Origin of the sequence: Listeria grandensis FSL F6-0971 (assembly GCF_000525835.1) — a bacterium.
In the GTDB taxonomy this organism is placed as follows: Bacteria; Bacillota; Bacilli; order Lactobacillales; family Listeriaceae; genus Listeria_A; species Listeria_A grandensis.
Window position 1 is genome coordinate 480955 of sequence record NZ_AODD01000002.1, and the last position, 24326, is coordinate 505280.

At 40.0% G+C, this 24326-nt stretch carries 23 protein-coding genes, 5 pseudogenes and 1 riboswitch; of the genes and pseudogenes, 13 read left to right on the forward strand and 15 right to left on the reverse strand.

What is annotated here, in order from left to right; translation table 11 throughout:
- Positions 1 to 38 precede the first annotated feature (38 nt).
- The 3 genes from PGRAN_RS02935 (at position 39) to pnp (ending at position 3858) form a co-directional block, all read left to right on the forward strand.
- Positions 39 to 965 (forward strand): bifunctional riboflavin kinase/FAD synthetase, encoded by a 927-nt coding sequence (locus tag PGRAN_RS02935; protein WP_036064930.1) that lies wholly within the window; start codon positions 39 to 41, stop codon positions 963 to 965.
- Between the two features lie 142 nt (positions 966 to 1107).
- Positions 1108 to 1377 carry a 30S ribosomal protein S15 gene (gene rpsO / locus PGRAN_RS02940; protein WP_036062005.1) on the forward strand — a complete coding sequence of 90 codons (270 nt, stop codon included), beginning with the start codon at positions 1108 to 1110 and terminating at the stop codon, positions 1375 to 1377.
- 309 nt (positions 1378 to 1686) lie between these two features.
- Positions 1687 to 3858: a polyribonucleotide nucleotidyltransferase gene (gene pnp, locus PGRAN_RS02945; protein WP_036064931.1), complete on the forward strand. Its 2172-nt coding sequence runs from the start codon at positions 1687 to 1689 to the stop codon at positions 3856 to 3858.
- Between the two features lie 86 nt (positions 3859 to 3944).
- On the opposite strand, the pseudogene rsgA reads toward pnp, so the two are convergent.
- Together rsgA and PGRAN_RS02955 are read right to left on the reverse strand one after the other, a co-directional pair.
- Positions 3945 to 5008: pseudogene (rsgA, locus tag PGRAN_RS02950) on the reverse strand (ribosome small subunit-dependent GTPase A).
- A gap of 211 nt (positions 5009 to 5219) precedes the next feature.
- Positions 5220 to 5696 (reverse strand): MltG/YceG/YrrL family protein, encoded by a 477-nt coding sequence (locus tag PGRAN_RS02955; RefSeq protein WP_036064932.1) that lies wholly within the window; start codon positions 5694 to 5696, stop codon positions 5220 to 5222.
- Positions 5697 to 6284: 588 nt separating this feature from the next.
- Between PGRAN_RS02955 and rpmG the strand changes: the two genes are divergently transcribed.
- From rpmG to PGRAN_RS02985, 6 genes are all read left to right on the forward strand, one after another.
- On the forward strand, positions 6285 to 6434 hold the full coding sequence (gene rpmG, locus PGRAN_RS16145) for a 50S ribosomal protein L33 (protein ID WP_003719608.1): 150 nt from the start codon (positions 6285 to 6287) through the stop codon (positions 6432 to 6434).
- 60 nt (positions 6435 to 6494) lie between these two features.
- A complete protein-coding gene (locus tag PGRAN_RS02965) occupies positions 6495 to 7049 on the forward strand; it encodes a 5-formyltetrahydrofolate cyclo-ligase (RefSeq protein WP_036064933.1) in 555 nt (184 codons plus the stop codon).
- 94 nt (positions 7050 to 7143) lie between these two features.
- The gene (locus PGRAN_RS02970; protein ID WP_036064934.1) at positions 7144 to 8691 is read left to right on the forward strand and encodes a rhomboid family intramembrane serine protease; all 1548 of its coding nucleotides are present in this window, start codon (positions 7144 to 7146) and stop codon (positions 8689 to 8691) included.
- 11 nt (positions 8692 to 8702) lie between these two features.
- Positions 8703 to 8915, forward strand: a complete 213-nt coding sequence (locus tag PGRAN_RS02975) for a YqgQ family protein (protein ID WP_036064935.1) — start codon at positions 8703 to 8705, stop codon at positions 8913 to 8915.
- A gap of 13 nt (positions 8916 to 8928) precedes the next feature.
- A complete protein-coding gene (locus tag PGRAN_RS02980) occupies positions 8929 to 9900 on the forward strand; it encodes an ROK family glucokinase (protein WP_036064936.1) in 972 nt (323 codons plus the stop codon).
- A gap of 141 nt (positions 9901 to 10041) precedes the next feature.
- Positions 10042 to 11142 carry a YqgU-like beta propeller domain-containing protein gene (locus tag PGRAN_RS02985; protein WP_036064937.1) on the forward strand — a complete coding sequence of 367 codons (1101 nt, stop codon included), beginning with the start codon at positions 10042 to 10044 and terminating at the stop codon, positions 11140 to 11142.
- A 61-nt stretch (positions 11143 to 11203) separates the two neighbouring features.
- Here the strand turns inward: PGRAN_RS02985 and PGRAN_RS02990 are convergent, their stop codons facing one another.
- The 9 genes and pseudogenes from PGRAN_RS02990 to comGA form a co-directional block, all read right to left on the reverse strand.
- The gene (locus tag PGRAN_RS02990; protein ID WP_051998397.1) at positions 11204 to 12025 is read right to left on the reverse strand and encodes an ABC transporter permease; all 822 of its coding nucleotides are present in this window, start codon (positions 12023 to 12025) and stop codon (positions 11204 to 11206) included.
- Positions 12022 to 12960: an ABC transporter ATP-binding protein gene (locus PGRAN_RS17690; protein WP_036065274.1), complete on the reverse strand. Its 939-nt coding sequence runs from the start codon at positions 12958 to 12960 to the stop codon at positions 12022 to 12024. Before PGRAN_RS17690 ends, PGRAN_RS02990 begins: the two co-directional genes overlap by 4 nt.
- A 33-nt stretch (positions 12961 to 12993) precedes the next feature.
- Positions 12994 to 13473: pseudogene (locus PGRAN_RS17695) on the reverse strand (shikimate kinase); the annotation flags it as partial.
- A gap of 389 nt (positions 13474 to 13862) precedes the next feature.
- Positions 13863 to 14297, reverse strand: a complete 435-nt coding sequence (gene comGF, locus PGRAN_RS03005; RefSeq protein WP_206537351.1) for a competence type IV pilus minor pilin ComGF — start codon at positions 14295 to 14297, stop codon at positions 13863 to 13865.
- On the reverse strand, positions 14284 to 14583 hold the full coding sequence (gene comGE, locus PGRAN_RS16540; RefSeq protein ID WP_149023962.1) for a competence type IV pilus minor pilin ComGE: 300 nt from the start codon (positions 14581 to 14583) through the stop codon (positions 14284 to 14286). Before comGE ends, comGF begins: the two co-directional genes overlap by 14 nt.
- Complete coding sequence (comGD, locus tag PGRAN_RS03010) at positions 14573 to 15007, reverse strand: competence type IV pilus minor pilin ComGD (protein ID WP_036064940.1); 435 nt, start codon at positions 15005 to 15007, stop codon at positions 14573 to 14575. The genes comGE and comGD overlap by 11 nt, the downstream gene beginning before the upstream one ends.
- On the reverse strand, positions 15004 to 15324 hold the full coding sequence (comGC, locus tag PGRAN_RS03015) for a competence type IV pilus major pilin ComGC (protein ID WP_036064941.1): 321 nt from the start codon (positions 15322 to 15324) through the stop codon (positions 15004 to 15006). Before comGC ends, comGD begins: the two co-directional genes overlap by 4 nt.
- 29 nt (positions 15325 to 15353) lie before the next feature.
- Positions 15354 to 16386, reverse strand: a pseudogene (gene comGB, locus PGRAN_RS03020) (competence type IV pilus assembly protein ComGB).
- A complete protein-coding gene (gene comGA / locus PGRAN_RS03025; RefSeq protein WP_036065276.1) occupies positions 16364 to 17383 on the reverse strand; it encodes a competence type IV pilus ATPase ComGA in 1020 nt (339 codons plus the stop codon). Before comGA ends, comGB begins: the two are co-directional and overlap by 23 nt.
- Before the next feature lie 360 nt (positions 17384 to 17743).
- Positions 17744 to 17838, forward strand: a riboswitch (glycine riboswitch).
- A 95-nt stretch (positions 17839 to 17933) separates the two neighbouring features.
- On the opposite strand from comGA, the gene PGRAN_RS17475 reads away from it, so the two are divergent.
- From PGRAN_RS17475 to gcvPB, 4 genes and pseudogenes are all read left to right on the forward strand, one after another.
- Positions 17934 to 18158 carry a hypothetical protein gene (locus PGRAN_RS17475; RefSeq protein ID WP_277619697.1) on the forward strand — a complete coding sequence of 75 codons (225 nt, stop codon included), beginning with the start codon at positions 17934 to 17936 and terminating at the stop codon, positions 18156 to 18158.
- The gene (gcvT, locus tag PGRAN_RS03030; RefSeq protein WP_277619702.1) at positions 18067 to 19023 is read left to right on the forward strand and encodes a glycine cleavage system aminomethyltransferase GcvT; all 957 of its coding nucleotides are present in this window, start codon (positions 18067 to 18069) and stop codon (positions 19021 to 19023) included. The genes PGRAN_RS17475 and gcvT overlap by 92 nt, the downstream gene beginning before the upstream one ends.
- 19 nt (positions 19024 to 19042) lie before the next feature.
- Positions 19043 to 20390, forward strand: a pseudogene (gene gcvPA / locus PGRAN_RS03035) (aminomethyl-transferring glycine dehydrogenase subunit GcvPA).
- A pseudogene (gcvPB, locus tag PGRAN_RS03040) lies at positions 20387 to 21870 on the forward strand (aminomethyl-transferring glycine dehydrogenase subunit GcvPB). The pseudogenes gcvPA and gcvPB overlap by 4 nt, the downstream one beginning before the upstream one ends.
- 46 nt (positions 21871 to 21916) lie before the next feature.
- On the opposite strand, the gene PGRAN_RS03045 reads toward gcvPB, so the two are convergent.
- The 4 genes from PGRAN_RS03045 to PGRAN_RS03060 all read right to left on the reverse strand — a co-directional run bounded on the left by PGRAN_RS03045 (position 21917) and on the right by PGRAN_RS03060 (position 24245).
- The gene (locus tag PGRAN_RS03045) at positions 21917 to 22558 is read right to left on the reverse strand and encodes a pentapeptide repeat-containing protein (protein WP_036064942.1); all 642 of its coding nucleotides are present in this window, start codon (positions 22556 to 22558) and stop codon (positions 21917 to 21919) included.
- Positions 22559 to 22616: 58 nt separating this feature from the next.
- Positions 22617 to 23000, reverse strand: coding sequence for a rhodanese-like domain-containing protein (locus PGRAN_RS03050; protein ID WP_036065278.1), 384 nt, complete (start codon positions 22998 to 23000; stop codon positions 22617 to 22619).
- Positions 23001 to 23068: 68 nt separating this feature from the next.
- Positions 23069 to 23329: a hypothetical protein gene (locus PGRAN_RS03055; RefSeq protein ID WP_051998398.1), complete on the reverse strand. Its 261-nt coding sequence runs from the start codon at positions 23327 to 23329 to the stop codon at positions 23069 to 23071.
- 10 nt (positions 23330 to 23339) lie between these two features.
- Positions 23340 to 24245, reverse strand: coding sequence for a DUF1385 domain-containing protein (locus PGRAN_RS03060; protein WP_420911964.1), 906 nt, complete (start codon positions 24243 to 24245; stop codon positions 23340 to 23342).
- Positions 24246 to 24326 lie beyond the last annotated feature (81 nt).

Below are 24326 nucleotides of genomic sequence, written 5' to 3' on the forward strand. Positions count from 1 at the left end.
AGGTAAACATAGCGAGAAAAGAAAGAGAAGGGGATTTCATGGAAACGTATTTTTTGCACCATCCGCCAGAAAAAATGAATCGTGATCCAAAAGTGATGGCACTTGGTTTTTTCGACGGATTGCACCGAGGGCACCAAGAAGTTATTAACACAGCTAAAAAAGAAGCTGAAAAGCGTCGCATAAAAACGGCTGTTTTAACCTTTGATCCACATCCGTCTGTTGTGCTCAGCCAAATGCGTAAGCAAGTGAAATATTTAACGCCACTCGAAGAAAAGAAACGTAAAATGGCAGAGCTCGGCGTTGATATTTTATACATTGTTCGATTTACAACCGCTTTTTCGAATTTAAGCCCTGAAGATTTTGTATCAAATTACTTAATTGGCTTGAATGCGAAGCACGTTGTAGCAGGATTCGATTATTCGTTTGGACGTCAAGGAGCAGGTAAAATGACGGCGCTTGCTGATTATGCACAAGGCCAATTTGACGTGACAATCGTTCAGAAATTGGAAGATTTGCATGATAAAGTGAGTTCGACAAATATTCGCAAATATATTGCAGAAGGCCAACTAGACGAGGCAAACCGACTGCTAGGTTATCCATATACGATTACAGGAACGGTTATTCATGGTGATAAACGAGGTCGAACTATCGGGTTTCCCACTGCAAATATCGCTGTGGATGAAGGATTTCTAATTCCGAAGTTAGGTGTCTATGCCGTTCGATTTAAGGTGAATGGAAAAATTCATCTTGGTATGGCGAGTATTGGCTATAATATCACATTTAAAGACGATCAGGAGATGTCAATTGAAGTGTATATTCTAGATTTTCATCAAGAAATATACGGCGAAGAAATCGAGATCGAATGGTTCCATTATTTCCGTCCAGAACTGAAATTTAATGGTGTTGAAGGTCTGATTGAACAGTTGAAGCAAGACGAAGTAGATACACGAGCATATTTCGCATAAAAACTCTGGCTATTACTTGCTTTTTACAGTGAAATAGTGTATCTTTAACTCTGTACGAAAAAGAACCCTTACTTGGCTTTTTGCGAGTCACCAACGCTTGGCTCAGTATGTGGGGATTAGAAAAGAAGGAGGTGTGTAAGAAATGGCATTGACACAAGAGCGTAAAAATGAAATTATCGCTGAATATCGTGTACATGATACGGACACTGGTTCACCAGAGGTTCAAATCGCTGTTCTTACTGCAGAAATCAACAGTTTGAATGAACACGTTCGCGAACACAAGAAGGATCACCATTCTTATCGTGGTTTGATGAAAATGGTCGGTCATCGTCGTAACCTTTTAACTTACCTACGTAAGAAAGATGTTGCACGTTACCGCGAACTTATCGGACGTTTAGGTTTACGTCGATAAACACAAGGAAAACGGGATATTTTTGTCCCGTTTTTTTTTGAAAAAATAAACAAGAAGCGTCCCACTAGTCATTGACATAGAAAGAAGCTTTATCGCATGAATCCAAAAACGTGCTATTACATAACAAAAGAAGACATTAACTCCATTCATTGAATCCACGGGTGCAAGCCTCAACTTGGTGAGAGAATAGTAGGTTTTTGGATTCATGCGTGTCTTTTAAAAATTTTAAAAGGCGTGCGTGAAGAATTATTATGCATGGTAAAGTTTCTATTGGACAGTGGACGCTCCTAACAAAAAGGAGATCAAAATATGTCTGAAAAACAAGTATTCAAATCCACATGGGCTGGCAAGGAGCTAGTTATCGAAGTTGGTCAAATGGCAAAACAAGCAAACGGTGCTGCATTAATTCGTTACGGTGACACGGTTGTTCTCACTGCTGCCGTTGGTTCTAGAAAACCAAGACCAGGTGATTTTTTCCCACTAACTGTAAACTATGAAGAGAAGATGTACGCTGTTGGTAAAGTACCAGGCGGCTTCTTAAAACGTGAAGGTCGTCCAAGTGACCGTGCAACATTGACAGCACGCCTGATTGACCGTCCAATTCGTCCGCTTTTTGCTGAAGGATATCGTAACGATGTTCAAATTACGTCGACAGTACTTAGTGTAGAGCAAGATTGTTCACCAGAAATGGCAGCGATGCTCGGTTCATCGATTGCACTCTCCATCTCGGATATTCCTTTTGAAGGGCCGATTGCAGGTGTTGATGTAGGTCGCGTCAACGGTGAATATATTATTAATCCAAGCGTTGCCGACCAAGAAAAGAGCGATATTAGCTTGACGGTAGCCGGAACAAAAGAAGCTATTAACATGGTAGAAGCAGGGGCGAAAGAAGTGCCTGAAGAAGCGATGCTAGAAGCCATTATGTTCGGTCACGAAGAGATTAAGCGCCTTATTGCGTTCCAAGAAGAGATAGTTGCAGCTGTTGGGAAAGAAAAAATGGAAATCGAATTATTCGTTCCAAACGCAGAACTTGTAGCAGAAGTGAAGGCTCGCGCAGAAGCAGATATGAAAATCGCGATCAAAACCGAAGAAAAACTAGCGCGTGAAGAAAATATCAACGTGTTAAAAGAAACCGTTATTGCGGAATACGAAGCGAAAGAACTAGAAGATGCTACCGAAGTGATCTCTGAAGTGAAGCATATTCTAGAACTACTCGAAAAAGATGAAATGCGCCGTCTTATTTCTCAAGACAAAATACGTCCAGATGGTCGTAAAGTGGATGAAATTCGCTCGCTATCATCTGAGGTTGGTATTTTACCGCGCGTCCATGGTTCAGGTCTGTTCACACGTGGACAAACGCAAGCACTTAGCGTATGTACACTAGCACCGCTTCGTGAACACCAAATCATTGATGGTCTTGGTTTAGAAGATTCTAAGCGGTTCATGCATCACTACAACTTCCCGCAATTCAGCGTCGGAGAAACCGGACCTCGCCGTGCACCAGGCCGCCGCGAAATCGGTCACGGAGCTTTAGGTGAACGTGCATTACAACAAGTTATTCCAAGCGAAGAGGATTTCCCATACACGATTCGCCTTGTTTCCGAAGTTTTGGAATCAAATGGTTCGAGTTCACAAGCAAGTATCTGTGGATCGACGCTTGCGATGATGGACGCTGGTGTCCCAATCAAAGCCCCAGTTGCAGGTATTGCGATGGGTCTTGTGAAACTTGGTGATGACTATACGATCCTTTCTGACATCCAAGGTATGGAAGATCATTTCGGCGATATGGATTTCAAAGTAGCAGGAACACGCGATGGTATTACTGCACTACAAATGGATATTAAAATCGATGGCCTTAGCCGTCAAATTCTAGAAGAAGCATTGACACAAGCGAAAGCGGGTCGTTTGCACATCCTGGAGCACCTAGAAGCAACGATCAATACACCGCGCGAAACGTTATCCGAATATGCACCTAAGATCGTAACAATCAACATCAAACCAGATAAAATCAAAGACGTTATCGGACCTGGCGGCAAACAAATTAACCAAATCATCGATGAAACGGACGTTAAAATTGACATTGAACAAGACGGTACAGTTTTCATCGCGTCTCAAGATGATGCTATGATTGAAAAAGCGAAAGCGATGATCGAAGAAATCGTTCGTGAAGTACAAGTTGGTGAAATCTATGACGGTAAAGTACGTCGCATCGAGAAATTCGGAGCTTTTGTTGAGTTGTTCAAAGGCAAAGATGGTCTTATCCACATTTCTGAATTAGCACACGAGCGTGTTGGAAAAGTAGAGGACATCTTGAAGATGGGCGATATCGTCAAAGTGAAAGTCACAGAAATCGATGACCATGGTCGTGTGAATGTATCACGCAAAGCCTTAATTGAGAAAAAAGATGGGGACACAGAACAATCTAGCCGTCCGCCACGTAAAGAAGGATACAAAAAACCTTACAATAAGGATAATAAATAAGTATGGAAAGCACTCGTCATTTCGGCGAGTGCTTTCTTTATAATGCACAAAAAAGCCCGCCAAATTGGCAGGCTCGTTTCCATCTATTATTTTTTTCGTGCTTTTAGATTGGACTTATATTGTGTTTCCAGTGCCTTATGAACAGCTTTCCATTTCTGCTTTTCTGCACGTTGTAAGACAGGGTCGTTTTTACGCTCAAAATAAGCCAGTTCTCGCTTTAATTTGAGCCAATTGGAATAATGAGAGTCTCAGGTAAACTACCGTCCTCTAGCGCACTTTGTACGGCGCATCCTGGCTCGCTACCGTGCTGGCAATTACGAAACTTGCAATTGTTCGCCAGTAACTCAATATCTTGGAAAGTTTCACCAAGGCCATGACTTGCTTGCCCGATACCAAGTTCTCGCATACCAGGAGTATCAATAACAAGTAAGCCAGTGGAGAGTCGGTGCAACTCCCGGTGCGTGGTCGTATGTTTCCCTTTAGAATCATCTTCTCTAATCTCACTTGTCTTCATCAATGTTTCTCCTGACAAAGCGTTGATAAAAGAGGACTTGCCGACGCCAGAAGATCCGAGTAACACGGTGGTTTCCCCTTGTTTCAGAAATTGCTCGATATCCTCGAATCCACGCTTTGACAAGTTATCCACGGGAAAAATAGGAACGCCATAAGCCACGAGCTCGATTTCCGTTACAATTTGTGTCACGTTATCGCTCAGGTCAGCCTTGGTCAAAATAACGACAGGTTTCGCGCCACTATCCCACGCGATGGTCAAATAACGCTCTAGCCGATTCATATTGAAATCATGATTGAGTGAACTAACAATAAAGACATAATCGAAGTTAGCAGCCACCAATTGTTCGCCACCAGCAGGATCGCTACGTTTAAAAACGGTTTTCCGATCTAGCACACCGTGAATCAAAGATGTGTCTCGCGGGTGACTTTCCAGTGCAACAAAATCGCCAACTGCTGGTAATTCTGTATTAATCGCCCCCATAAAAGCCACATGCTTTAATTTCGCTAAATGTTCGCCATCCTCTGAAACAACTTTAAAAAAATCCTTGAAAACAGCGGTGACACGTGCAGGAATAAGCCCGCTTTGCAATGTTTGCGACTCAAAAAAATCTGTAAATCCATAATTAATAATAGTCAATGTTTTCGCTCCTTTATAATAGGGGAGCTTTAAATCAAATTAAACACTCCCAAAATGTGATTGCTGTTTGTGTTTAGAAATTCTACAATAGCCATACTTCATCATCCTTTCATACTGGGAATTCTGAATCATTATAACACAAGTAGGGCGTTTTTGCTACAAAAAAACAGGAAAGCGTTGGAATCTGCTTACCTGTTTGACTCGTTAATTTTTATGTTGTAATGATTTTTGCGATTTGATCCGCAGTCATATTGCTTGTTAAAGCATAACTACCATCACGAACGTATTTCTCATAACCGTTTGCGCGCAAGAATTTATCAAACTCAGCGCCAGATTTGATTATACCGGCTATTTGTAATTCATTTCCTGCTTTGGAAGAAGGGTCACCTTTTTTGATAACCAATGTAAACTTCTTGATTTGTTTTGCTTTTTCTTCCTCTGCTTTTTTCTTAGCTGCGACTGCCTTTTGAGCTTCTGCGGCTTGAGATTTTGCTAATTCTTGAGCTGCGAGTAAATCTTCGTATTTCTTTTTGTAACTAGCGTTATTAGCTGATTTTGCTGTGGTTGTTGTTTTGGGCTCCGCCGATTTCTCTGCTTGTGCGCTTGACGAGAAGAATGTATCAAAGACAAGTAGTAGCACTGCTGAGATTAAAAAACCTAATGCCAGCATGCGAAGTGATTGTTTCATTGTATTATTTCCTCCTATGAATTCTCTAATTTAATGAGCTACGTATTCAGCAATTATTTCATTTACTTGGTCCTCTGAAAGCTCCGATTGTGTGACAATTTCTTCTATAGTGACACCAGACGTATACAAAGTGATGATTTGTTTTTTTCTTAAGTCACGAAGTTTCTTGCTAGAAGTGCGAACAGGTGTGACAGAATCAGCATCGACCTTCAATGTATTTTCTAGAGTAGACACGCGTTTTTTTTAATTCGAAGTTCTCTTGCATTAATTGAGATGCAATTTCTTCCATCTCGTTTTCTAACTGTTTGCTATTTCCTTTTTGCATAAATGAAAGCAAGAATAGGACGACAGAACAGGCAAGGAGAATTATGATTAAAACAGTCATTGTGTTAATAACACCTCTTTTCCCTAAACTCTACTTCTATTTATAGCATAAATTCCATCAAAAACATAGTCAAAAATAGATATTGTAAAGAAAATAAAAAAGAAAAGCTCAGGAATCCTTGCGTAAAGCCCTTAAAAATGATATTATAATACAGGTCTGATAAATAAAAAAATCAGTTTGATGAGAGTCTGGAGGGAAATAGAATGCGTGTTAATATCACTTTAGAATGCACTGAGTGTGGCGATCGCAATTATATCACTACTAAAAACAAACGTGAAAACCCGGAACGTATTGAATTAAAAAAATATTGTCCAAGATTGCGTCGTGTTACTTTACACCGCGAAACTAAGTAAGCAGCAGGATTTTCACCTGTTGCTTTTTTTATTGAAAAAACGATTTGGGAGGAGATACTGATGTCAACAAAAGCCTACCTACGTGAGCAAATACTGGAACAACTAAAACAGATGGATGAAGCTACATATAAAAAGCGTTCCCTCCAAATTGCAAATCAACTTTTTCAAGAAGAGGTTTGGCAAAGGGCTCAAGCAATCGGCATTACGATAGCACGCTTTCCAGAAGTGGCAACACAGTCCATCATCGAGCGCGCTTGGCTAGAAGGGAAATGTGTATCGATACCCGAAACAGATAACAAGTCAAAGACAATGCAATTCCGGGAGTATCGGTCCGATGATAAGCTTGTGAAAAAAACTTTAGGATTATATGAGCCGATGACAAAGGCACGGATTTTAGCCAAGGCAGAGATCGATTTACTTATCGTCCCAGGTGTTCTCTTTCGCCCTGATGGTTACCGCATTGGTTTTGGTGCTGGCTTTTACGACCGCTATTTAGCAGGATATGAAGGACGTACGATTTCTCTCTGTTACGCAGAACAAATATCGACAGATTTCACGCCAGAAGCTCATGATTTACCCGTTCAAAAACTAGTACTTGAAAATAATCTGAAATAATAGCAAAAAATCGGCGGAGATTGATTTACAATACTCGCCTTTTTGCGTATAGTAGTACTTATAAATAGGATTTTAAAAGAAAGCAGGGAATTTTTTGAGCCTCCAAGAACAGTATATTTTTTGGCGATTAACTAACTATTTTCTTATTGAGGAAGGATATCGATTGATCCACCTTCATGAAAAGAAGCAAGAATTATGGTTAGATAATCCAGCACAAAAGAAAAGACCAGTGATTCGAATTCAAATGAAGGAGCTCAGTTGGTCCAATGTCGTAGAACGTGATATTGAGCAAGTGATGCATGTATGCGAGGACTTGCGCAAACAGATGGGGCGTTTGAAATTGTCACTCATCAATATTTACATCACGCCTTTTAAACCAGTTGGGGATATTTCGGAATGGTTCGATAAGCCGCTTCAATCAGAGAACGAGAAAATAAGTTTAGATAATATATTAATCGATCAAGAAAACGCGAATGAACAATTGAACCAAATGTGCCTAGATTTAGGCGTACCACCAGAAACTTTTCACGTTCCAAATGAGCTAGATGAAGATAGGATTGCTAAAGAACGTAGCATTGTTATCAACTATATCACTACAAAAGTAAGCGAGGAACAAGTACAAGCTCGCAAAGAAAAGCCTTATGTGACATATATATTGTTAGCGATCCAAATCGCAGTATTTCTAATCATGACCTTCACCGGAGGAACGAGTAATAATACATTTAACCTTGTTCGCTGGGGTGCTAAATTCAATCCGCTCATATATGCAGGGGAATGGTGGCGTTTCATTACACCGATGTTCATTCATATTGGTTTGTTGCATCTGCTCATGAATTCTGTTGTTTTATATATCATTGGCCCGATGGCAGAGAAATTATATGGGAAATGGCGTTACGCCCTGATTTATGTCCTATCAGGTATTACTGGCGTCGTCGCGAGCTTTGTCTTCAATATCAATGTGGCGGCAGGTGCAAGTACGGCGATATTTGGTATTTTTGGCGCTTTGTTGTATTTAGTAGTGTTGAAACCGCATGTATATGCAAGATCATTGGGAATTAGTATCGCTGGATTGGTGGTTGTGAACCTTGTTGTTGATCTATTCTCACAAGGTATTGATTTAGCAGGGCATGTTGGTGGTTTAGTTGGTGGTTTCTTGATTGCAGGAGCCTTATCACTACCACATCAGTACTTCCATTGGCGCCGGGTTGTATACGGAGCCTCTGTTATTTTACTAACGGCATTCTTCCTATGGTTTGGCTTTAATAAAGGGCAAAATCCTTATGAACCACAGAACGCCAATGCCGTTGCAGGAGCCTTTATTCAACATGAGGACTATGCGACTGCGCAAAAAATACTTCAACAACTGCAGTCTTCTGGAAGTGCGGATGAGATCAGTTTTACAAATTTGGCAATCATCGCAACAATTAAAGGAAACGAAGAGGATGCTGCTAACTACGCACGTGAAGCCATTTCACAAGAACCGTTTAACCCGCACGCGCACTTTTTGCTGGCGAGAAGTTATGAAATGCAGGGGGATCTAAAGCAAGCATTGAAAGAGGCGACAATTGCTGTGGAGCAAGAAGACGCAGAAAATTATGTGCAGTATAAGCTATACTTGGAGAATAAAATTCAAACAAGATAAGAGGTATCGTTATGAAAACAGTCTATGATGTGGCTCAACTGCTGAAAAAATACGGCATCATCGTATATCTAGGGAAGCGACAATGGGATATCGAAATGATGGAATACGAGCTGACTGAACTGTTTAAACATAAATTGCTGGATCGTGAAGTCTATGCCCGCGCAAGATCTATTCTGAAAGTAGAATTAGACAAAGAGAAGGCTAAAAATAAAGTAGCAGATTAGGAGATATGTGAAAATGGAAAAGAAATTAATTGGTGTTGACCTTGGTGGTACAACTGCAAAAATCGCGATTCTAACAACCGATGGTACAATTGAAGAAAAATGGTCTGTCGAAACGGATATTTCAGATGAAGGTGGTCATATTGTCCAAAATATTGGTGATAGCATCAATCAGAAACTAAGGGACTTGCAATTAAATAAGGATATTTTCCATGGTATTGGAATGGGCACACCTGGGACTATTAACTATGAAACAGGTACAGTAAAAGGTGCTTATAACTTGAACTGGGCGAAGGAGCAAAAAGTTGCCACGGACCTTAAGAATATCACAGGACTAGATGTGTATTTAGATAATGATGCTAATATCGCAGCAGTAGGCGAAAGATGGCAAGGAGCGGGCGAGGGCTCAGCAAATGTGTTTTTTGTAACACTAGGAACTGGGGTCGGCGGTGGTATTTTTGCAGAAGGAAAGATCCTTCATGGCGCAAAAGGTGCTGCGGGAGAAATTGGACACATCACTGTGGATACAAGTCCAGAAGCGTATGCTTGCACATGTGGTAAAAAAGGTTGTTTGGAAACAATTGCATCTGCCACTGGGATTGTTCGCGTAGCGAAGGATTTAGCTACATCCTTCGCATCAGAATCAGAATTAAAAAGTATAATCAAACAAGGAACAGAGGAAACAACATCCAAGTTGATTTTTGATCTTGCGGCTAAAGGAGATAAGTTGGCAAGCCAAGTCGTGGCTCACATTTGCTTCTATTTAGGGCTTGCATGTAGTCATATTGGAAACATGTTAAACCCAGAAAAAATTATCATTGGTGGAGGCGTTTCAGCGGCGGGAGAAGCGCTATTGAAACCAATTCAAAGCTATTTTGAAGGAATGGTTTTCCCGGCTGTTCGAGAATCAACTTCCATTTCCATTGCTACACTTGGGAATGATGCCGGTGTCTTAGGCGCGGCTTGGCTAGCTTTACCAGCTGAATAATGAATGTATAGCTCTAGATGCATACTGGCGCTGAATTAACGGTGGTAATGCATCTAGTTTTTTTGCCTGTTGGAAGTTTGTTTCATCTTCTTAAAGTCAGGGTAAAATAACAGTAGCTATAAAGCAATTGGAGGGAGAGAGATGGATAAAATACGCATAGGTTTCATCATTACTATCCTTGGACTTTTATTTCTTTCCTATGGGTGTAAGAACGAGGAGATACCCGCCAACAAAGAAACACCAGCTACTACCAATAAAATTAAGACATCCAATATTCAATCTAAGGATTTTCAACGTGTGGTGGGCTGGATTGATGATGAAAATGTTCTTTTACAGTTACGAAAAGATAGAAAAATAATCTTTGAAAGCTTGAATGTATTCACTGGGAAACGGCATCAAATATATGAAACAGCTAATGTTATTTCAGAAGTAATCATCAGTCCAAATCGAGACCGTTTCTTGATTTATTCTGCCAAGAGTAAGGATATGGCTGTGCTAGATATAATATCGATGTCTGGATCGTTGATGAGCTCGAAAGAAGTAAAGCCGCAAAATATCGAGTTTTCTTGGAACCAAGATGATCAAGATAAGATGTTTATGACAACATTTGATACAGACTGGAACTATCAAGTTTTTCAATGGGATATTTCATCTGGTAATGTGGCTAAATTAAACACGCATTCACCGTTTATTTCATGGTACAGTGATAACTTATTTGTTTCTAATCAAAAAGCAACACCACAACAAGATAGAGGAGATCTTTTTTTAGAAGATGCCCGGGATAAGTCGGTTAAAAATTTGATAGTAGCAGATATTTACCAGTTTGCTGTTTCGGCTAATACACTTTTAACAACGGAACCGAGTAAGGACGAAAAATCTATGATATATAACTTTAGGACGATTGGATTTCAATCATATTATAAATACGAAGCTCCTAGAGTGTACGATGAGTTAGGCACATTTTTTCCATTCTATGATTTGAATGTAGAGCAAGAATCCTTTCTTACCTTCGAGCCATACGAGAGTAAGAAATTAACAAACCATGGTGGAGAGTTTAAACTTATAAAAATTGATCCTAAAGCTAAAAGTGCCAAAACGATTTTAGAACTGGTCAATAATGAGCCGATTTTGACATCACCTAACGGCGAATATTGCTTGTATGGCTATTTATTTGACCAGATTATTGACCTAAAAACAAGAGACATGACTTATTTGACTCAGCGTCGTGATAAGATGTATTAAAATGCCAGAGAATACTATCGTAAGGAGATAGTCATTCATCTGGCATTTTTGTTATATGCATTTAAACAGATACGTCTCTCTTCTGGAAGAATATAAAGGCTAGAGCCATAAAAATAAGGTAGTACACAGCTAAGATACTGATAGCTAGCTCTGGTGAAAGCCCTTTTACATCCATTCCTGCTCCATTAGCATTCATGCTGACGTAGTAGAGCGGTGCCATAAAGATATATTTGAACCATTGAAATTGTCCCACTAGCATGAGTGTTATGCCACCAGCAATGCTGTTAACGAATAGAAGGAACAGACCAATACCTACAGCTAATGCTTGGCTGCGTAGTAAAGAGGAGACCATAAAGGCAATTGATGTAGAAAATATAAGCTGTATTGTGAAGAAGCCAAGTTGCGAACCTAGGGCACTTGCTGCTGTTTGCCCACTATTAGTGATGGTTCCACTCTCAGAATAGGCTGGATTAGCGGTGCTAATATCTTGTGTGAAACTAGCAAAAGAAGTTAGTATACCACCAATAATATAAGTCATAATAAGAGTAAAAATAGTTAATAAAATGGCGTACATAAGCACGACGATATACTTTGATAAAAGTATTTGCCAACGTTTATAAGGGCGTATCAAAAGTAATTTTATTGTGCCATAGCTAAATTCAGAAGATACAACAGCACTCGCAATTACAATGGAGAACAGGGCAACTAGAAACATACTAATACTATTTATCGTTAACATCAGTTGAACATTGTTGAGGTCTGGAATAAATGATCTAAAACTTGCAGATAAAGCTAGGATAACAGCCAAAATAATAAGTGGATAAAGCCAAGTGCTGAATCGTAGTGTTAGTTTCTTTGTCTCGTTTGCAATTAATGAAATCATGCCATACTACCCCCATTTGACTTAGTTATTTCCAAGAAACGATCTTCTAATGTCTTAGTGTGTGCTTCTATTGTGAAAATAGAAATATCTTCGGATGCTAATTTCTTTACAAGCTCGGGAATATCAGAAGGGATGTATTGGATAAAGAAGTGAGCAGCTGCGTTGTCATCGAGTATGTAGTCAATATTCCAGTCTGTAAGCAGTTGTTTAGAAAGTTCAAGAGGCTCTAAATGCATACGGAATGTATGGATCAGTTCATTTTCAGTGGCGTTTTCCACTTTCATATCAGCAATATGTGTCAGTTCACCACGTTCGATAATCGCAAAACGATCGCACAACAGTTCCATTTCTGTTAGTAAATGTGAAGAAACAAGGATGCTCACACCTTGGCTAGCTAAAGTTTTCATTTGTAAGCGAAATTCTTTCATTCCTTCAGGATCTAAGCCGTTTGTAGGTTCATCAAAAATCAAAAGTTTAGGATTATGAATCAGTGCTTGTGCGACACCTAGGCGCTGTCTCATTCCTAAAGAATAGGTTTTAACCTTGTTATTTATGGCTTTATCTAAGTGTACTAATTGAATAATCTCATGAATGCGTTCGTTTGAAATTTTAGTGCGTGACATAGATGCGAATGTTTTTAAATTTTGTAAACCCGTCATGTATGGATAGAACTCAGGATTTTCTACAATAGCTCCAACGTGTTGGATGGCTTCCGTATAGAAGTTGTCGATATTTTTACCTAAGATTGTTATGTCTCCACTTGTTTTGCTGATGAGTTTGACAATGCTGCGGATAATAGTTGTTTTACCCGCGCCATTTGGCCCTAAGAGACCGAAAATTTCGCCTTCATTCACGGAAAATGAAATATCTTTAATAATCGGTTTAGAACCAATGGTTTTTACTAAATGATTTATTTCTAGTACTGGTTGTGTCATGATTTCTCCTTCCTTACTTGGAATTCTTTTTTTTATTTTTTTAGCAATTTCTTGTGGTGTTAAAAGATCTGTTTCAATAACTAAATGTGAGGTTGCTTCGTATAATTGGGTCCTTGAATCAAATAAGATTTTTATTTCTTCAGGACTTTTTTCTTGGATGAGAGGTCGTGTTGTATCGCCTTCTAGCCTTTTGAGAAATATATCAGGACTTGTTTTTAAGTAAACAACAAAATCTGCTGATTGAAGTTGGGCTCTATTTTGGGGAGAAAGAATAATACCTCCACCAGTGGATATAACAGCCTCCTGTTGTAAAACTTGCATCAGCATGTCGTGTTCTTCATTTCTAAAGACAGACTCCCCTAGACGAGCAAAGATCTCTGTGACCGACGATTGAAATTTTGACTGGATTTCTGTGTCAATATCAATTAAGGGGAGCGCCAAATTTTCGGCAAGGATTCTGCCAACAGTTGATTTCCCAGCTCCCATAAATCCTGTTAAGACAACTTGGTTCATATAGGTCCTCCTTTGTAATATTTTAATTTGGTAGAAGACTTATTTTTTGCGATTGGATATCCCATATCAGGCTTTGTTTCAGGAGATATCCATTATCTAGCTGTGTCACAGTATTATATCTAATAGTATCTTCCGTACTTTCCGCCCAATTATACCATAAAACAGTATTGTTGTGTTTCTCGGTAAAGGTTTTTTTGCCAGATTTAATTTTGGAGACATTATTATGAATCGATAAATTTAGCAACGTGGATGCGAGATAATAATTTTGTAATTGCTTCTCCATTTCTAGCTTGGAGCTATAGATACTGGTTGCTCCTAACATCATCATAATGCCTAGCAAAGTAATATAGAGAGTTAGAACATAAGTGAAGCCGTTTTGCTGTATCATATTATTTATTCCTCTCTGTATGAATGTAAAAACGTGCAGTTAATTCGTTGCCATCTTCAAAAAGGACCTCATAAACAAGTTGATTATCTGCTTTTTTGAACCATTTATCTTGTTTGATATTTGTTAAGAGTGGTTCGTGGCCTTTATTATCGACAGAACGCCGTGTCATGTTTTGATAGGATGCATAGGTTATTAGTTTTGATTGTGAATAGAAATCTATTTTGTGGTCTGACACGGTAAGTTCCGAACTTGTCATAAGCTCTTTTCTTGTTTGATTGAGGAAAAGTTGCCATTCATAATTCTTATCAATATCCATCACCTTTAATACAGATTGGTAACTTTGAAAGATAAGTGGCACAAAGGAGGCAATGATTACAAAGATTAGTAACGAAAACAAAGATTCCAGCAGTGTAAAAGCGTGGTTACTTCGTAGCATAGCAAATATTTTCTTTAGCATAAGTAGCGCAAAGTTGCTTCACCTCCTGATTGTAAGTTATTTGATAGCTTTGATTTTTGATGATGACGGTGTAGCTGGATGATAAGCTGTTGTTTATATGGAAGATGCTTTCTTCGGCGAGCAGTTGATAGGCTGTCGTTCGTTGATTTTGATAGTGCAAGTTTTCTTTTATCTGCATCATCATGGGCAGAAGTGATAAAATAATAAGTGACAACAGACTGAGTGAAAAAAGACTTTCTAGTAAGGAGAAACCATTATAGTTCATCGATGCGAAACCTGCCTTTCCCGATTTGGAAAATAAGTGCATATTTTTTGCTGTAGCCTTCGATGATGATCGTCTTGAATTTGCTGATATTCCCGAATGGTGGAGAAAAGCGAAAAGTTTGTTCGCTCTTCTCCTGAAACTGTAACGTGGGGGTTAATTTTCTAGATATGACAGATTCGTTAGGTGTAGATAGGCTTCCAAAATACGTATTATTCGTGCCGACGAAAACTAGACTCGTTTCTTGGTTCGCAGTGATTGCTTCTGCTTGCAAGTGCATGATATCTATTTTTAGCTGATCCAGGCTTTGCTTCTCAAGTACTTGTGTCAAGAGATTGCCTGCTGGAAAAATACTTATACTTAATAGAAGTAAGCTAATGGAGAGAACGAGAAGCATTTCGATTAGAGTGAAACCATTTTTTTTCATGGAGCTTCTGTCACTTTCCCACTGCTGTCAATGTTCACGTCTTTGCCGTTAGGGCATTTTTTCTGCTCACCTTTAAGATATCCTCCTGTTAGAAGGTCTTGAAGGGAAGGAACTTTGTTGTTTTCTAGTTGATAAGCCTGTGCTTGTCCCTGTACCATTGTTATGAACGCATCGCATCCCTTGTCGTTAATCGATTTACTTTGTTTCACAATGTTTGGGATAGTTAATAAAAGTAATACGCTGACCACAAGTAGAACGATTAACATTTCGACTAAAGTAAATCCTGATTCATCTTTCCAATCGATTTTTTTTAACATTGAAATCACTCCTATTTTTATTTTATTGTTTAGATGGAATTTACCATGCTAAACATTGGAAACAAGATGGACAAGTAGATCGAGACGATGAGGACACCGATAACCATGAAAACAGCTGGTTGTATGAAGCTGAAGACCTTCGCTATTTTTTCTTCTGATTTTTGGTGGCAAAGCACATAGTAAAATAATAATTCTTCAGCTAGTTGCCCGTTTTTTTCGCCGTGTTGAATAATATAAACCATCTCTTTTTCAAAAATGGAAAAAAAGGAAAGGGACTTAGTGAATGGTGTACCTTCTGCAAAGGATTTTTTCAATTTCTTGGCTAATATATTTGAAAAGTGGTGGGGAGTCTGGCAGGGAAAATACTTGTACCATATCATGAATGGATAGTCCGCTTTTAATTAGATAGCCGCACTCGCGAGCAAATAGTTGGGAATAGTGTAATTTCATGAATTTTTTTACAAAGGGTATTTTGCAATATAATTCGGCACGCTCATAGGAATTCTTTTTTCTCTGTTTAGTTAAGAAGAAAGTACACAGGAGAAAGAGTAGGCCAAGAAAGGCAAGGAAGAGCAATGGTAATTTCTCTAAAATAAAGTAGGTGAAGTTTGATGTTTGATTCTCGCCATGGGTTAGTTGTTGAAATAACATATCGAATTTTGGAAGTAAGAAAATGCGTAAGAGAAAAAACACAACGATAACCGTCATGAATAAAATCAGCGGATATTGAAAGATTTTGCGTAATGCTTTTTGCTGTTCTGCTTTTCTTGTTAAATGGTCGCCCGTTTCTTGTACGGTCTCATTGAAATAGCCATGTTTGCTAGCGTAGTGAAGTTGGGTACAGACAAAGCTTGGGAATTTAGCCTGTAACAGTGCTTCGCTAAAAGGAGCGCCAGAGGCTAGTGTCGCTATCATCAATGTGTTTCTTGAAGCGTCTTTAGGTGTGGTTATGGAAAGAAAGGAAATCGCTTCTTCCATTGTGAAGCCTTTGCTTAATAAATCGGCAAGTCGTATTAGAAACTCACCATCGGCACGCCAGTTATTGCGGAGAGAAAAAGCCATAACATGCTCCTTTCTTCATCTGGTTTTTGATAGTATTTGTTTGTTCGAGTTCTGAGGTGGTGGTGAAAAATTGATTAATCTGTTCTTTTTCTATAAATTCATAAAGTGCTGTTCTTTTTTGAGTGAGATGATTGCATAATGGGTGGCATCTACCTTTGCAAAACAAACAATAGAGGTGGCATAATCGTTGATGAGATATGCCAATTAGACATTGTCGTAGCTCTTCTTGATCCACACCAAGTTCAAGTAATCGAGATAGTACACCATATGTGCTATCTGCATGGACAGTGCTCAGTACAAGGTGCCCGGTTAATGCACCTCGAATAACCATCTTAGCTGTGTGGGCATCCCGAATTTCTCCAACCACTAGGATATCTGGATCGTGACGTAAGGTCGCTCGGATGATATCTGCGTAATCTAAGCCGGCTTTCTCATTTATTTGCACTTGCAAAAAGGAGGGCATTGGGCGTTCGACAGGATCTTCAATTGTTATTATTTGCAAGGGCTCCCGCAAACTTAAGGAATGCGCTAAACTATACATGCTAGAAGTTTTTCCACTTCCCGTTGCACCTGAAAATAAGAGTAGCCCAGTTCGGTTTTGTGCGAGAGATAAAATATGGTGTGTTATCTTATGGAAAATGCTACTTTTTTGAAAAAGTGCGATTTCTTGATCTGAGAAAACACGGATGACCATGCTTTCTACGAAGCGAAAATTAGGAATTGTTGCAAGGCGAACGGATACGTTATTCCCATGTATCGTTGTTTGGAAAGAACCGCTTTGTGGCTTTCTGGTTTCACTAATATCCATAAAACCGCGGTACTTCAGATGGGACAGTAAACGTTCACCGTTATCCAATGGTAAGAAGGTGAAAAATTGTAACCTACCACTGATTCGTAAAAGAATGCGGTATTTCTGCTCAAATGGAATGAGATGAACATCACTTGCAGAAAGCAGAACTGCTTGTTGTAATAGTGTATTAGCTAGATTTTGGATCATGGGGCAGGGCTCCTTATTTGTGTCTATGCTAAATGTATTCGCCATCGATCGCCAATACTCCTTTGTTCGCTTCAAGGGGACAATAGGATATTTGGGCAAGAAAGTTTGTGAAAAACAGAATTTAATCGCGAAATCTTTAGGAAAAAATTTCGATGCAGGGATAAAAAATTTTTTTTCATATTATTCAATTTGCTCTCGTTTTCACATACGTATAATAAAGTTGTTATTTATCGGTAAAGCCCTTTCATTCCGAACTATTATGCTTTATTTATAATTTTATCATCTGAAACTTAATTATTTGCCGAACGATAGGGTCTCGTGGTAACATATAGAAAAGGCAGCTAATACATAAAAGAGCGGATGAAAATAGACAGAGAGACTGCAGATTTTTTGCGGCGCCGACGGGGAAAGCATGTGAATGTGAAACTCTCAGGCAAAAGGATGTTTATGGGACGCAACTCTGGAGGCATTATTCCTTATTTTGGAGCACGACAGAGACTTATTTTAACGAGTAAGTCCTTTTAGTATGCAAAAAAAGAGGAGGATTCGCATGACTGATTTGAAGAAAACACCTGTTTTTCCGCTTTACGAGAAATACGGTGCAAAGACAATTGATTTTGGTGGATGGGATTTACCCGTACAATTTTCGGGGATTAAAGCGGAGCATGAAGCCGTACGAACGAATGCTGGGTTATTTGATGTGTCGCACATGGGGGAAGTTTCGAGTGGAGGGAGCTGGGAGTTTAGCCTATTTACAACGACTGCTTTCCAATGATATTTCGAAGTTAAAAGTAGGCAAGGCACAATATAATATTATGTGTTACGAAAACGGTGGTGTGGTAGATGACTTGGTTGTCTATAAAAAGGCTGATAACGAATATCTTCTGGTTGTGAATGCGGCCAATACAGAAAAAGATTTTAATTGGCTAGCCGAGCATGCAACAGAGGGAGTTAATGTTCAAAATGTATCTGAGGAATACGGCCAGCTAGCGTTACAGGGCCCAAATGCGGAAGCTGTTTTAAGCACGCTTACGAAGGCTGATTTGGGAGCGTTGACGTTCTTTGGTTTTGTCGATAATGTAGAGGTCGCCGGCGTTCCTGCTCTTGTCTCTAGATCAGGCTACACGGGTGAGGATGGCTTTGAAATTTACACGAAAGCGACTGATACACCACGTGTTTGGGAGGCTATCCTTGAGAAAAATGTTCTTCCAATCGGACTAGGTGCAAGGGATACGTTGCGTTTTGAAGCGAATTTAGCATTGTACGGTCAAGAACTTTCTAAGGATATTACGCCACTTGAGGCTGGAGTTGGCTTTGCGGTGAAATTGCAAAAAGAGGCTGACTTTATTGGAAAACAAGCTTTAATCGAACAAAAAGAGGCGGGATTATCTCGAAAATCAGTAGGAATTGAACTGGTTGATCGTGGTATTCCAAGGCATGATTATAAAGTTTTTGCTGGTGACAAGGAGATTGGAATTGTAACAAGTGGAACGCAATCGCCAACGCTTAGCAAAAATCTTGGACTAGCGCTTATTGATATCGATTATACAGTGCTAGATACAGAAGTAGAGGTAGAGGTTCGTAACAAAAAGCTCAAGGCGAAAGTAGTGCCAACTCCATTTTATAAACGCGTGAAATAATGAAGGGGGAAATAAGGTTATGGCTAAACATCGTTTTTTACCAATGACGGAGCAAGATGAGAAAGATATGTTAGATACGATTGGGGTTTCTTCTATTGATGAGCTGTTTACAGATATTCCAGAGTCGATTCGTTTTAATCGGGAATATAATTTAAAACCTGCAAAATCGGAACCAGCGCTTTTGAAAGAACTGGCAAAAATGGCAAGTAAAAACGCAGATTCTGTGGAATATGCATCTTTTTTAGGTGCAGGGGTATATGATCATTATATTCCGACGGTTGTGGACAGCGTGATTTCACGATCTGAATTTTACACGGCTTACACGCCTTATCAGCCAGAGATTTCACAAGGGGAATTGCAGGCCATATTTGAGTTCCAAACAATGATTGCTGAAATAACTGGTATGGATTTAGCGAACTCTTCCATGTATGATGGCGGAACCTCACTTGCTGAGGCTGCAATGCTTGCCAGTGCACATACGAAGCGCAAAAAAATCTTGATTTCAAAAGCGGTACACCCAGAATCCCGTAATGTTGTAAAAACATACGCGATGGGGCAACATATTGATGTTATTGAGATTGATGAGAAAGATGGCGTTACTGATTTGATAGCCCTAGAATCGCAGGTGGACGATACTGTTGCGGCGATTATCGTCCAATATCCGAATTTTTATGGTCAAGTGGAGGCGCTTCAGGAAATGGAACCATTGGCTCATGCTAATAAGGCGTTGTTTGTGGTTTCAAGCAATCCGCTGGCACTAGGGGCGTTGACACCACCTGGCGAGCTTGGTGCGGATATTGTTGTTGGAGACACGCAGGTATTCGGTTATTGCAGAAGCATTTGGTGGACCACATTGCGGCTATTTCGCGGTAAATTCGAAGTTGACGCGTAAGGTTCCTGGTCGTCTTGTTGGTGAAACAGTGGATGAAAACGGGAAACGAGGGTATGTATTGACCTTACAAGCTCGTGAGCAACATATCCGCCGCGATAAAGCAACTTCTAATATTTGCTCGAATCAAGCGTTGAATGCTCTTGCTTCATCTGTGGCAATGAGTGCACTTGGAAAACAAGGCATTACGGAAATGGCCCAACAAAACATTGATAAGTCACATTTTGCTAAAAAAGCTTTTCAGGACAAAGGTTTTGAAGTGATCTCTGGCGATGCTTTTTTCAACGAATTTGTCATAAAATTGGCGAAACCAGTGAAGGAAGTCAATTTGGAACTACTAGAACAAGGTATTATCGGTGGCTATGATTTGGGGATTTATGAAGAAAAGTATGCTAATCACATGCTTGTCGCCGTTACAGAAATGCGTACAAAGGAAGAAATTGAGATCTTCGTAGCGAGTTTGGAGGGTGCAAAATGAATAACAGTGAAACGATGCCATTAGTATTTGAACGATCTGTTCCGGGGCGCGTTGGGTATAGCTTACCAGAACGTGATGTGCCGGAGCTTGATTTAGCTGATTTATTTGGAGCGACTTATGTCCGAGAAAAACCACCAGCGTTACCAGAGTTGAGCGAGCTTGAGTTGATGCGCCACTATACAACGCTTTCAAATCATAACTTTGGTGTGGACTCCGGTTTTTATCCACTTGGTTCTTGTACGATGAAATATAATCCGAAAATTAACGAAAAAGTAGCGAGATTCCCTGGATTTGCTAATATTCATCCGTACCAACCAGAAGAATCTGTGCAAGGTGCGATGGAGCTGCTTTATGATCTTCAGGAAAGTCTTGTAGAAATAACAGGAATGGATGAAGTGACGTTACAACCTGCTGCAGGAGCGCATGGAGAGTGGACAGCATTGATGCTAATTCGTGCTTTCCATGAAGCGAATGGGGATCATCATCGTACAAAAGTGATTATTCCAGATTCGGCGCACGGTACAAACCCTGCATCGGCATCAGTGGCTGGTTTTGAGATTATCACAGTCAAATCTAATGCCAAAGGTCTTGTCGATATTGATGATCTAAAAGTGTAGTCGGTGATGATACAGCGGCATTGATGCTTACAAACCCCAACACGCTAGGCCTTTTTGAGGCGGATATTGTGGAGATGGCAGATATCGTCCATCAAGCCGGAGGGAAATTGTATTATGATGGCGCCAATCTAAACGCAATTATGGCTAAAGTGCGCCCAGGGGATATGGGTTTTGATGCAGTACATTTGAATTTGCACAAAACATTCACTGGACCTCATGGTGGCGGTGGACCAGGTTCCGGGCCTATCGGGGTGAAGAAAGATTTGATTCCGTTTTTGCCGACGCCAGTTTTGACGAAGAAAGAAGATACGTATACATTCGACTATAATTATCCGCAATCAATTGGGCGTGTAAAACCTTACTATGGTAACTTTGGCATTAATGTTCGTGCCTATACGTATATTCGTACGATGGGGCCTGATGGTCTGAAGAAAGTGACGGAATATGCGGTCTTGAATGCAAACTATATGATGCGTCGTTTGGAAGGTGACTACAATTTGCCATTTGATCAAGTTTGCAAACATGAATTTGTGCTATCTGGTAAGCGCCAAAAGCAATTGGGTGTTCGTACGCTCGATATTGCAAAACGCTTGCTCGACCATAATTTCCATCCGCCAACGGTGTATTTCCCGCTTATCGTGGAAGAAGCCATCATGATTGAGCCGACAGAAACAGAGTCAAAAGAAACGTTGGATGGGTTTATCGATGTGATGCTTAAAATTGCAAAAGAAGCCGAGGATAATCCTGAAATCGTTCAAGAAGCGCCATATAACACTTATGTAAAACGTTTAGACGAGACACGAGCAGCAAGAAAGCCTGTTTTACGCTATCAAGAAAAAGTAGAAGATGAAGTAACTAATTAAGAAAAAATGCCATGCCTCCCGCTTCAATTTAGGAGACATGGCATTTTTATTCATCTTCTGTAATCGTAATACCTAAGGCTCGCGCGAAACTAAGCGCTTGTTCAGAGGTGGCGCGACAACCACGCAATTTATCAAGAGATACTGTGATACCCTCAAAGTGATTGATGCTAAGATCGATGCTCTCCATCGCGACATTTGAAAAATTGGCTTCGTTTAGCTGGCAGTTCTTAAGCGCAGATTGCTTGAGTTCGCATTCATAAAAGTCAGCGTTCAGAAGGGCGCAATCCAACCATTCCACGTTTTTGAATTTGGAGAAACCTAGTGAACTCATCGTCATCAAGCAGTTTTGAAATAACGTATTATGTATCAGTGAGTCAGAAAGATCGGCACCAGTTAGTTTGCAGTCGATAAACTGGCAACGATGGATGACTGCCGAGTTAAATACAACATTGGACAAGTTGCATTTCTCGAAAATCACATCAGTCAGTTCGATATTTGGAAACGCTAGCGTCACGAAATTCACATTTCTCAAAATAACTTGATCTAGCACAATGCGTTCCATTGGATCTACATTGAACTCACGATCTTCGATGAGTACTTCGCGTAAGTAAATCTCTTCGGATAACCAGTTGGGGTCGTAAGCTTCTAGTTGTGCTGGTATTTTGGGTGTTTGCATTTTTTTTGACATGGGATATAAGCCTCCTAGAAAAAACCACCAAGCATGGGTGTGCTCAGCGGCTTTGTGTTTATTTTGATTTTGTTTTGCCTGACCATCTTTTGTAGCCGCCTTTTAATTGGAAAAGGTTCGTGTAGCCGTTTTTGTAAAGCATAATGGCTGCACGGTTGCTGCGTTGCGCGCCTTGACAATACAGATAAACCGGTAAATCTTGACGAATTTCTGCTTTTCGCGCCTTCATTTGGGACATAGGAATGTTTCTTGCTCCCAAAATATGACCAGCATCGAATTCATTCGGTTCGCGCACATCGATCAATTGCGCTTTTCGATAATCTTTTTTGAATTCTTCCTCGGTTAAAATGGTTAACGCTTTTTTACGCATGGTAAATTGATACAATTCATAGCCTAGCAAAATAACCAAGATGGCAATTGCTAAAACCCAACTCCAGTCAATATTCAAGCTGATATACCCCTTTCGATTCTTATCCTTCGTTTACTATTATAACTTATTTTTTCTTTCCATCAATGACTTTCAATGAAGTTTTTCTTTTTTTTTGTTTGTGGTTGGTTTTTTGCGCGCAATTTTTGTGATTGTTTCACTGCCGCTTGGTATTTGTCATCTTTTTTTGGTTGGTTACCCCAAAAGCGGAGTAGCAGCCAAAGAATGAGAATGAATATCACGGAAACGACAAGGCTACTAATCAAGCTTTTGAAGCCGACGTAGAAAATGCCAAGGATCGCAAAAATGGCGAGAATATAAAACCAAATGGGAAATCGACGCATTTGCATCACCTCATTCCAGTAGTTCTAAATTTTCAGGTAGTGTTTCTTCTTGTTTCGCATGTTCGACGCGATGTAATTCGTTAAATGATGCAATGGCAACTTCTATTTGATCATCTTGTGGTTCTTTTGTTGTCAAGAGTTGGAGCCATAAACCAGGAACGCCGAGGTATTTCAATATCGGGATGTTTCGGCATTTATTCGTCAGTTGTAACACTTCAAAAGCAACGCCGAGGACGACTGGAATAAGCAAAATTCGGTTGATGACGCGAACCCATAGTGGATCGGTAGGCACGAGCATGTAAATGAACATCCCGACAATGACCGTGAACAAGATAAAGCTAGAACCACAGCGGTAGTGCAGCCGCGATCTGCTTTGAACATTTGCAACGGTGAGCGGAAGATCTGCTTCATAACAATTGATTACTTTATGCTCTGCGCCATGATATTGGAAAACGCGTTTAATAATAGGTGTTTGGGAAACGGCGAAAATATAGCTGAGCAGTAAAATTAATTTGAAAAGAGTTTCCAACATGATTTGCCCCATATCACCGGCTACGATTGGTCGAAACAGGTTCGCGATAAACACGGGAATTAGCGTCATGACAAACTTGGCAAAGATGAAGGATAGCACTCCAACAACTGCGACGCCGAGCCACATCGTCAATTTCGATTCTTTTTTCTCGATTTTTTCGTTTTCTGTCTCATCTAGAGGGTCTTCGTCATAGCGATCGGTCGCGAAAGTGAGATGTTTGGAGCCAATTGCGCTAGATTCAATTAAAGCTACAATACCTCGGATGAAAGGGATGCGCTTCAGCATTTGAACCCAAGCAGGAGGGTTTTTGGTTAGGTAGAAGTATTCGATGGTGCCGTCTTTTCGCCTGATAGCGGTAACGGTCTCTTTTTTGCCGCCAAACATTACACCTTCGACGACGGCTTGACCGCCATATATTCCTTTTGTCTGTTCACTCAAAATCGTTCACCAGCCTTATTTAGTATA

Coding starts and splice junctions, on each gene's coding strand:
- PGRAN_RS02935 (WP_036064930.1), top strand. CDS start 39: ATGGAAACGTATTTTTTGCACCATCCGCCAGAAAAAATGAATCGTGAT.
- rpsO (WP_036062005.1), top strand. CDS start 1,108: ATGGCATTGACACAAGAGCGTAAAAATGAAATTATCGCTGAATATCGT.
- pnp (WP_036064931.1), top strand. CDS start 1,687: ATGTCTGAAAAACAAGTATTCAAATCCACATGGGCTGGCAAGGAGCTA.
- PGRAN_RS02955 (WP_036064932.1), bottom strand. CDS start 5,696: ATGAAACAATCACTTCGCATGCTGGCATTAGGTTTTTTAATCTCAGCA.
- rpmG (WP_003719608.1), top strand. CDS start 6,285: ATGCGTGTTAATATCACTTTAGAATGCACTGAGTGTGGCGATCGCAAT.
- PGRAN_RS02965 (WP_036064933.1), top strand. CDS start 6,495: ATGTCAACAAAAGCCTACCTACGTGAGCAAATACTGGAACAACTAAAA.
- PGRAN_RS02975 (WP_036064935.1), top strand. CDS start 8,703: ATGAAAACAGTCTATGATGTGGCTCAACTGCTGAAAAAATACGGCATC.
- PGRAN_RS02980 (WP_036064936.1), top strand. CDS start 8,929: ATGGAAAAGAAATTAATTGGTGTTGACCTTGGTGGTACAACTGCAAAA.
- PGRAN_RS02985 (WP_036064937.1), top strand. CDS start 10,042: ATGGATAAAATACGCATAGGTTTCATCATTACTATCCTTGGACTTTTA.
- PGRAN_RS02990 (WP_051998397.1), bottom strand. CDS start 12,025: ATGATTTCATTAATTGCAAACGAGACAAAGAAACTAACACTACGATTC.
- PGRAN_RS17690 (WP_036065274.1), bottom strand. CDS start 12,960: ATGACACAACCAGTACTAGAAATAAATCATTTAGTAAAAACCATTGGT.
- comGF (WP_206537351.1), bottom strand. CDS start 14,297: ATGCTACGAAGTAACCACGCTTTTACACTGCTGGAATCTTTGTTTTCG.
- comGE (WP_149023962.1), bottom strand. CDS start 14,583: ATGAACTATAATGGTTTCTCCTTACTAGAAAGTCTTTTTTCACTCAGT.
- comGD (WP_036064940.1), bottom strand. CDS start 15,007: ATGAAAAAAAATGGTTTCACTCTAATCGAAATGCTTCTCGTTCTCTCC.
- comGC (WP_036064941.1), bottom strand. CDS start 15,324: ATGTTAAAAAAAATCGATTGGAAAGATGAATCAGGATTTACTTTAGTC.
- comGA (WP_036065276.1), bottom strand. CDS start 17,383: ATGATCCAAAATCTAGCTAATACACTATTACAACAAGCAGTTCTGCTT.
- PGRAN_RS17475 (WP_277619697.1), top strand. CDS start 17,934: ATGACTGATTTGAAGAAAACACCTGTTTTTCCGCTTTACGAGAAATAC.
- gcvT (WP_277619702.1), top strand. CDS start 18,067: ATGCTGGGTTATTTGATGTGTCGCACATGGGGGAAGTTTCGAGTGGAG.
- PGRAN_RS03045 (WP_036064942.1), bottom strand. CDS start 22,558: ATGTCAAAAAAAATGCAAACACCCAAAATACCAGCACAACTAGAAGCT.
- PGRAN_RS03055 (WP_051998398.1), bottom strand. CDS start 23,329: ATGCGTCGATTTCCCATTTGGTTTTATATTCTCGCCATTTTTGCGATC.
- PGRAN_RS03060 (WP_420911964.1), bottom strand. CDS start 24,245: ATGTTTGGCGGCAAAAAAGAGACCGTTACCGCTATCAGGCGAAAAGAC.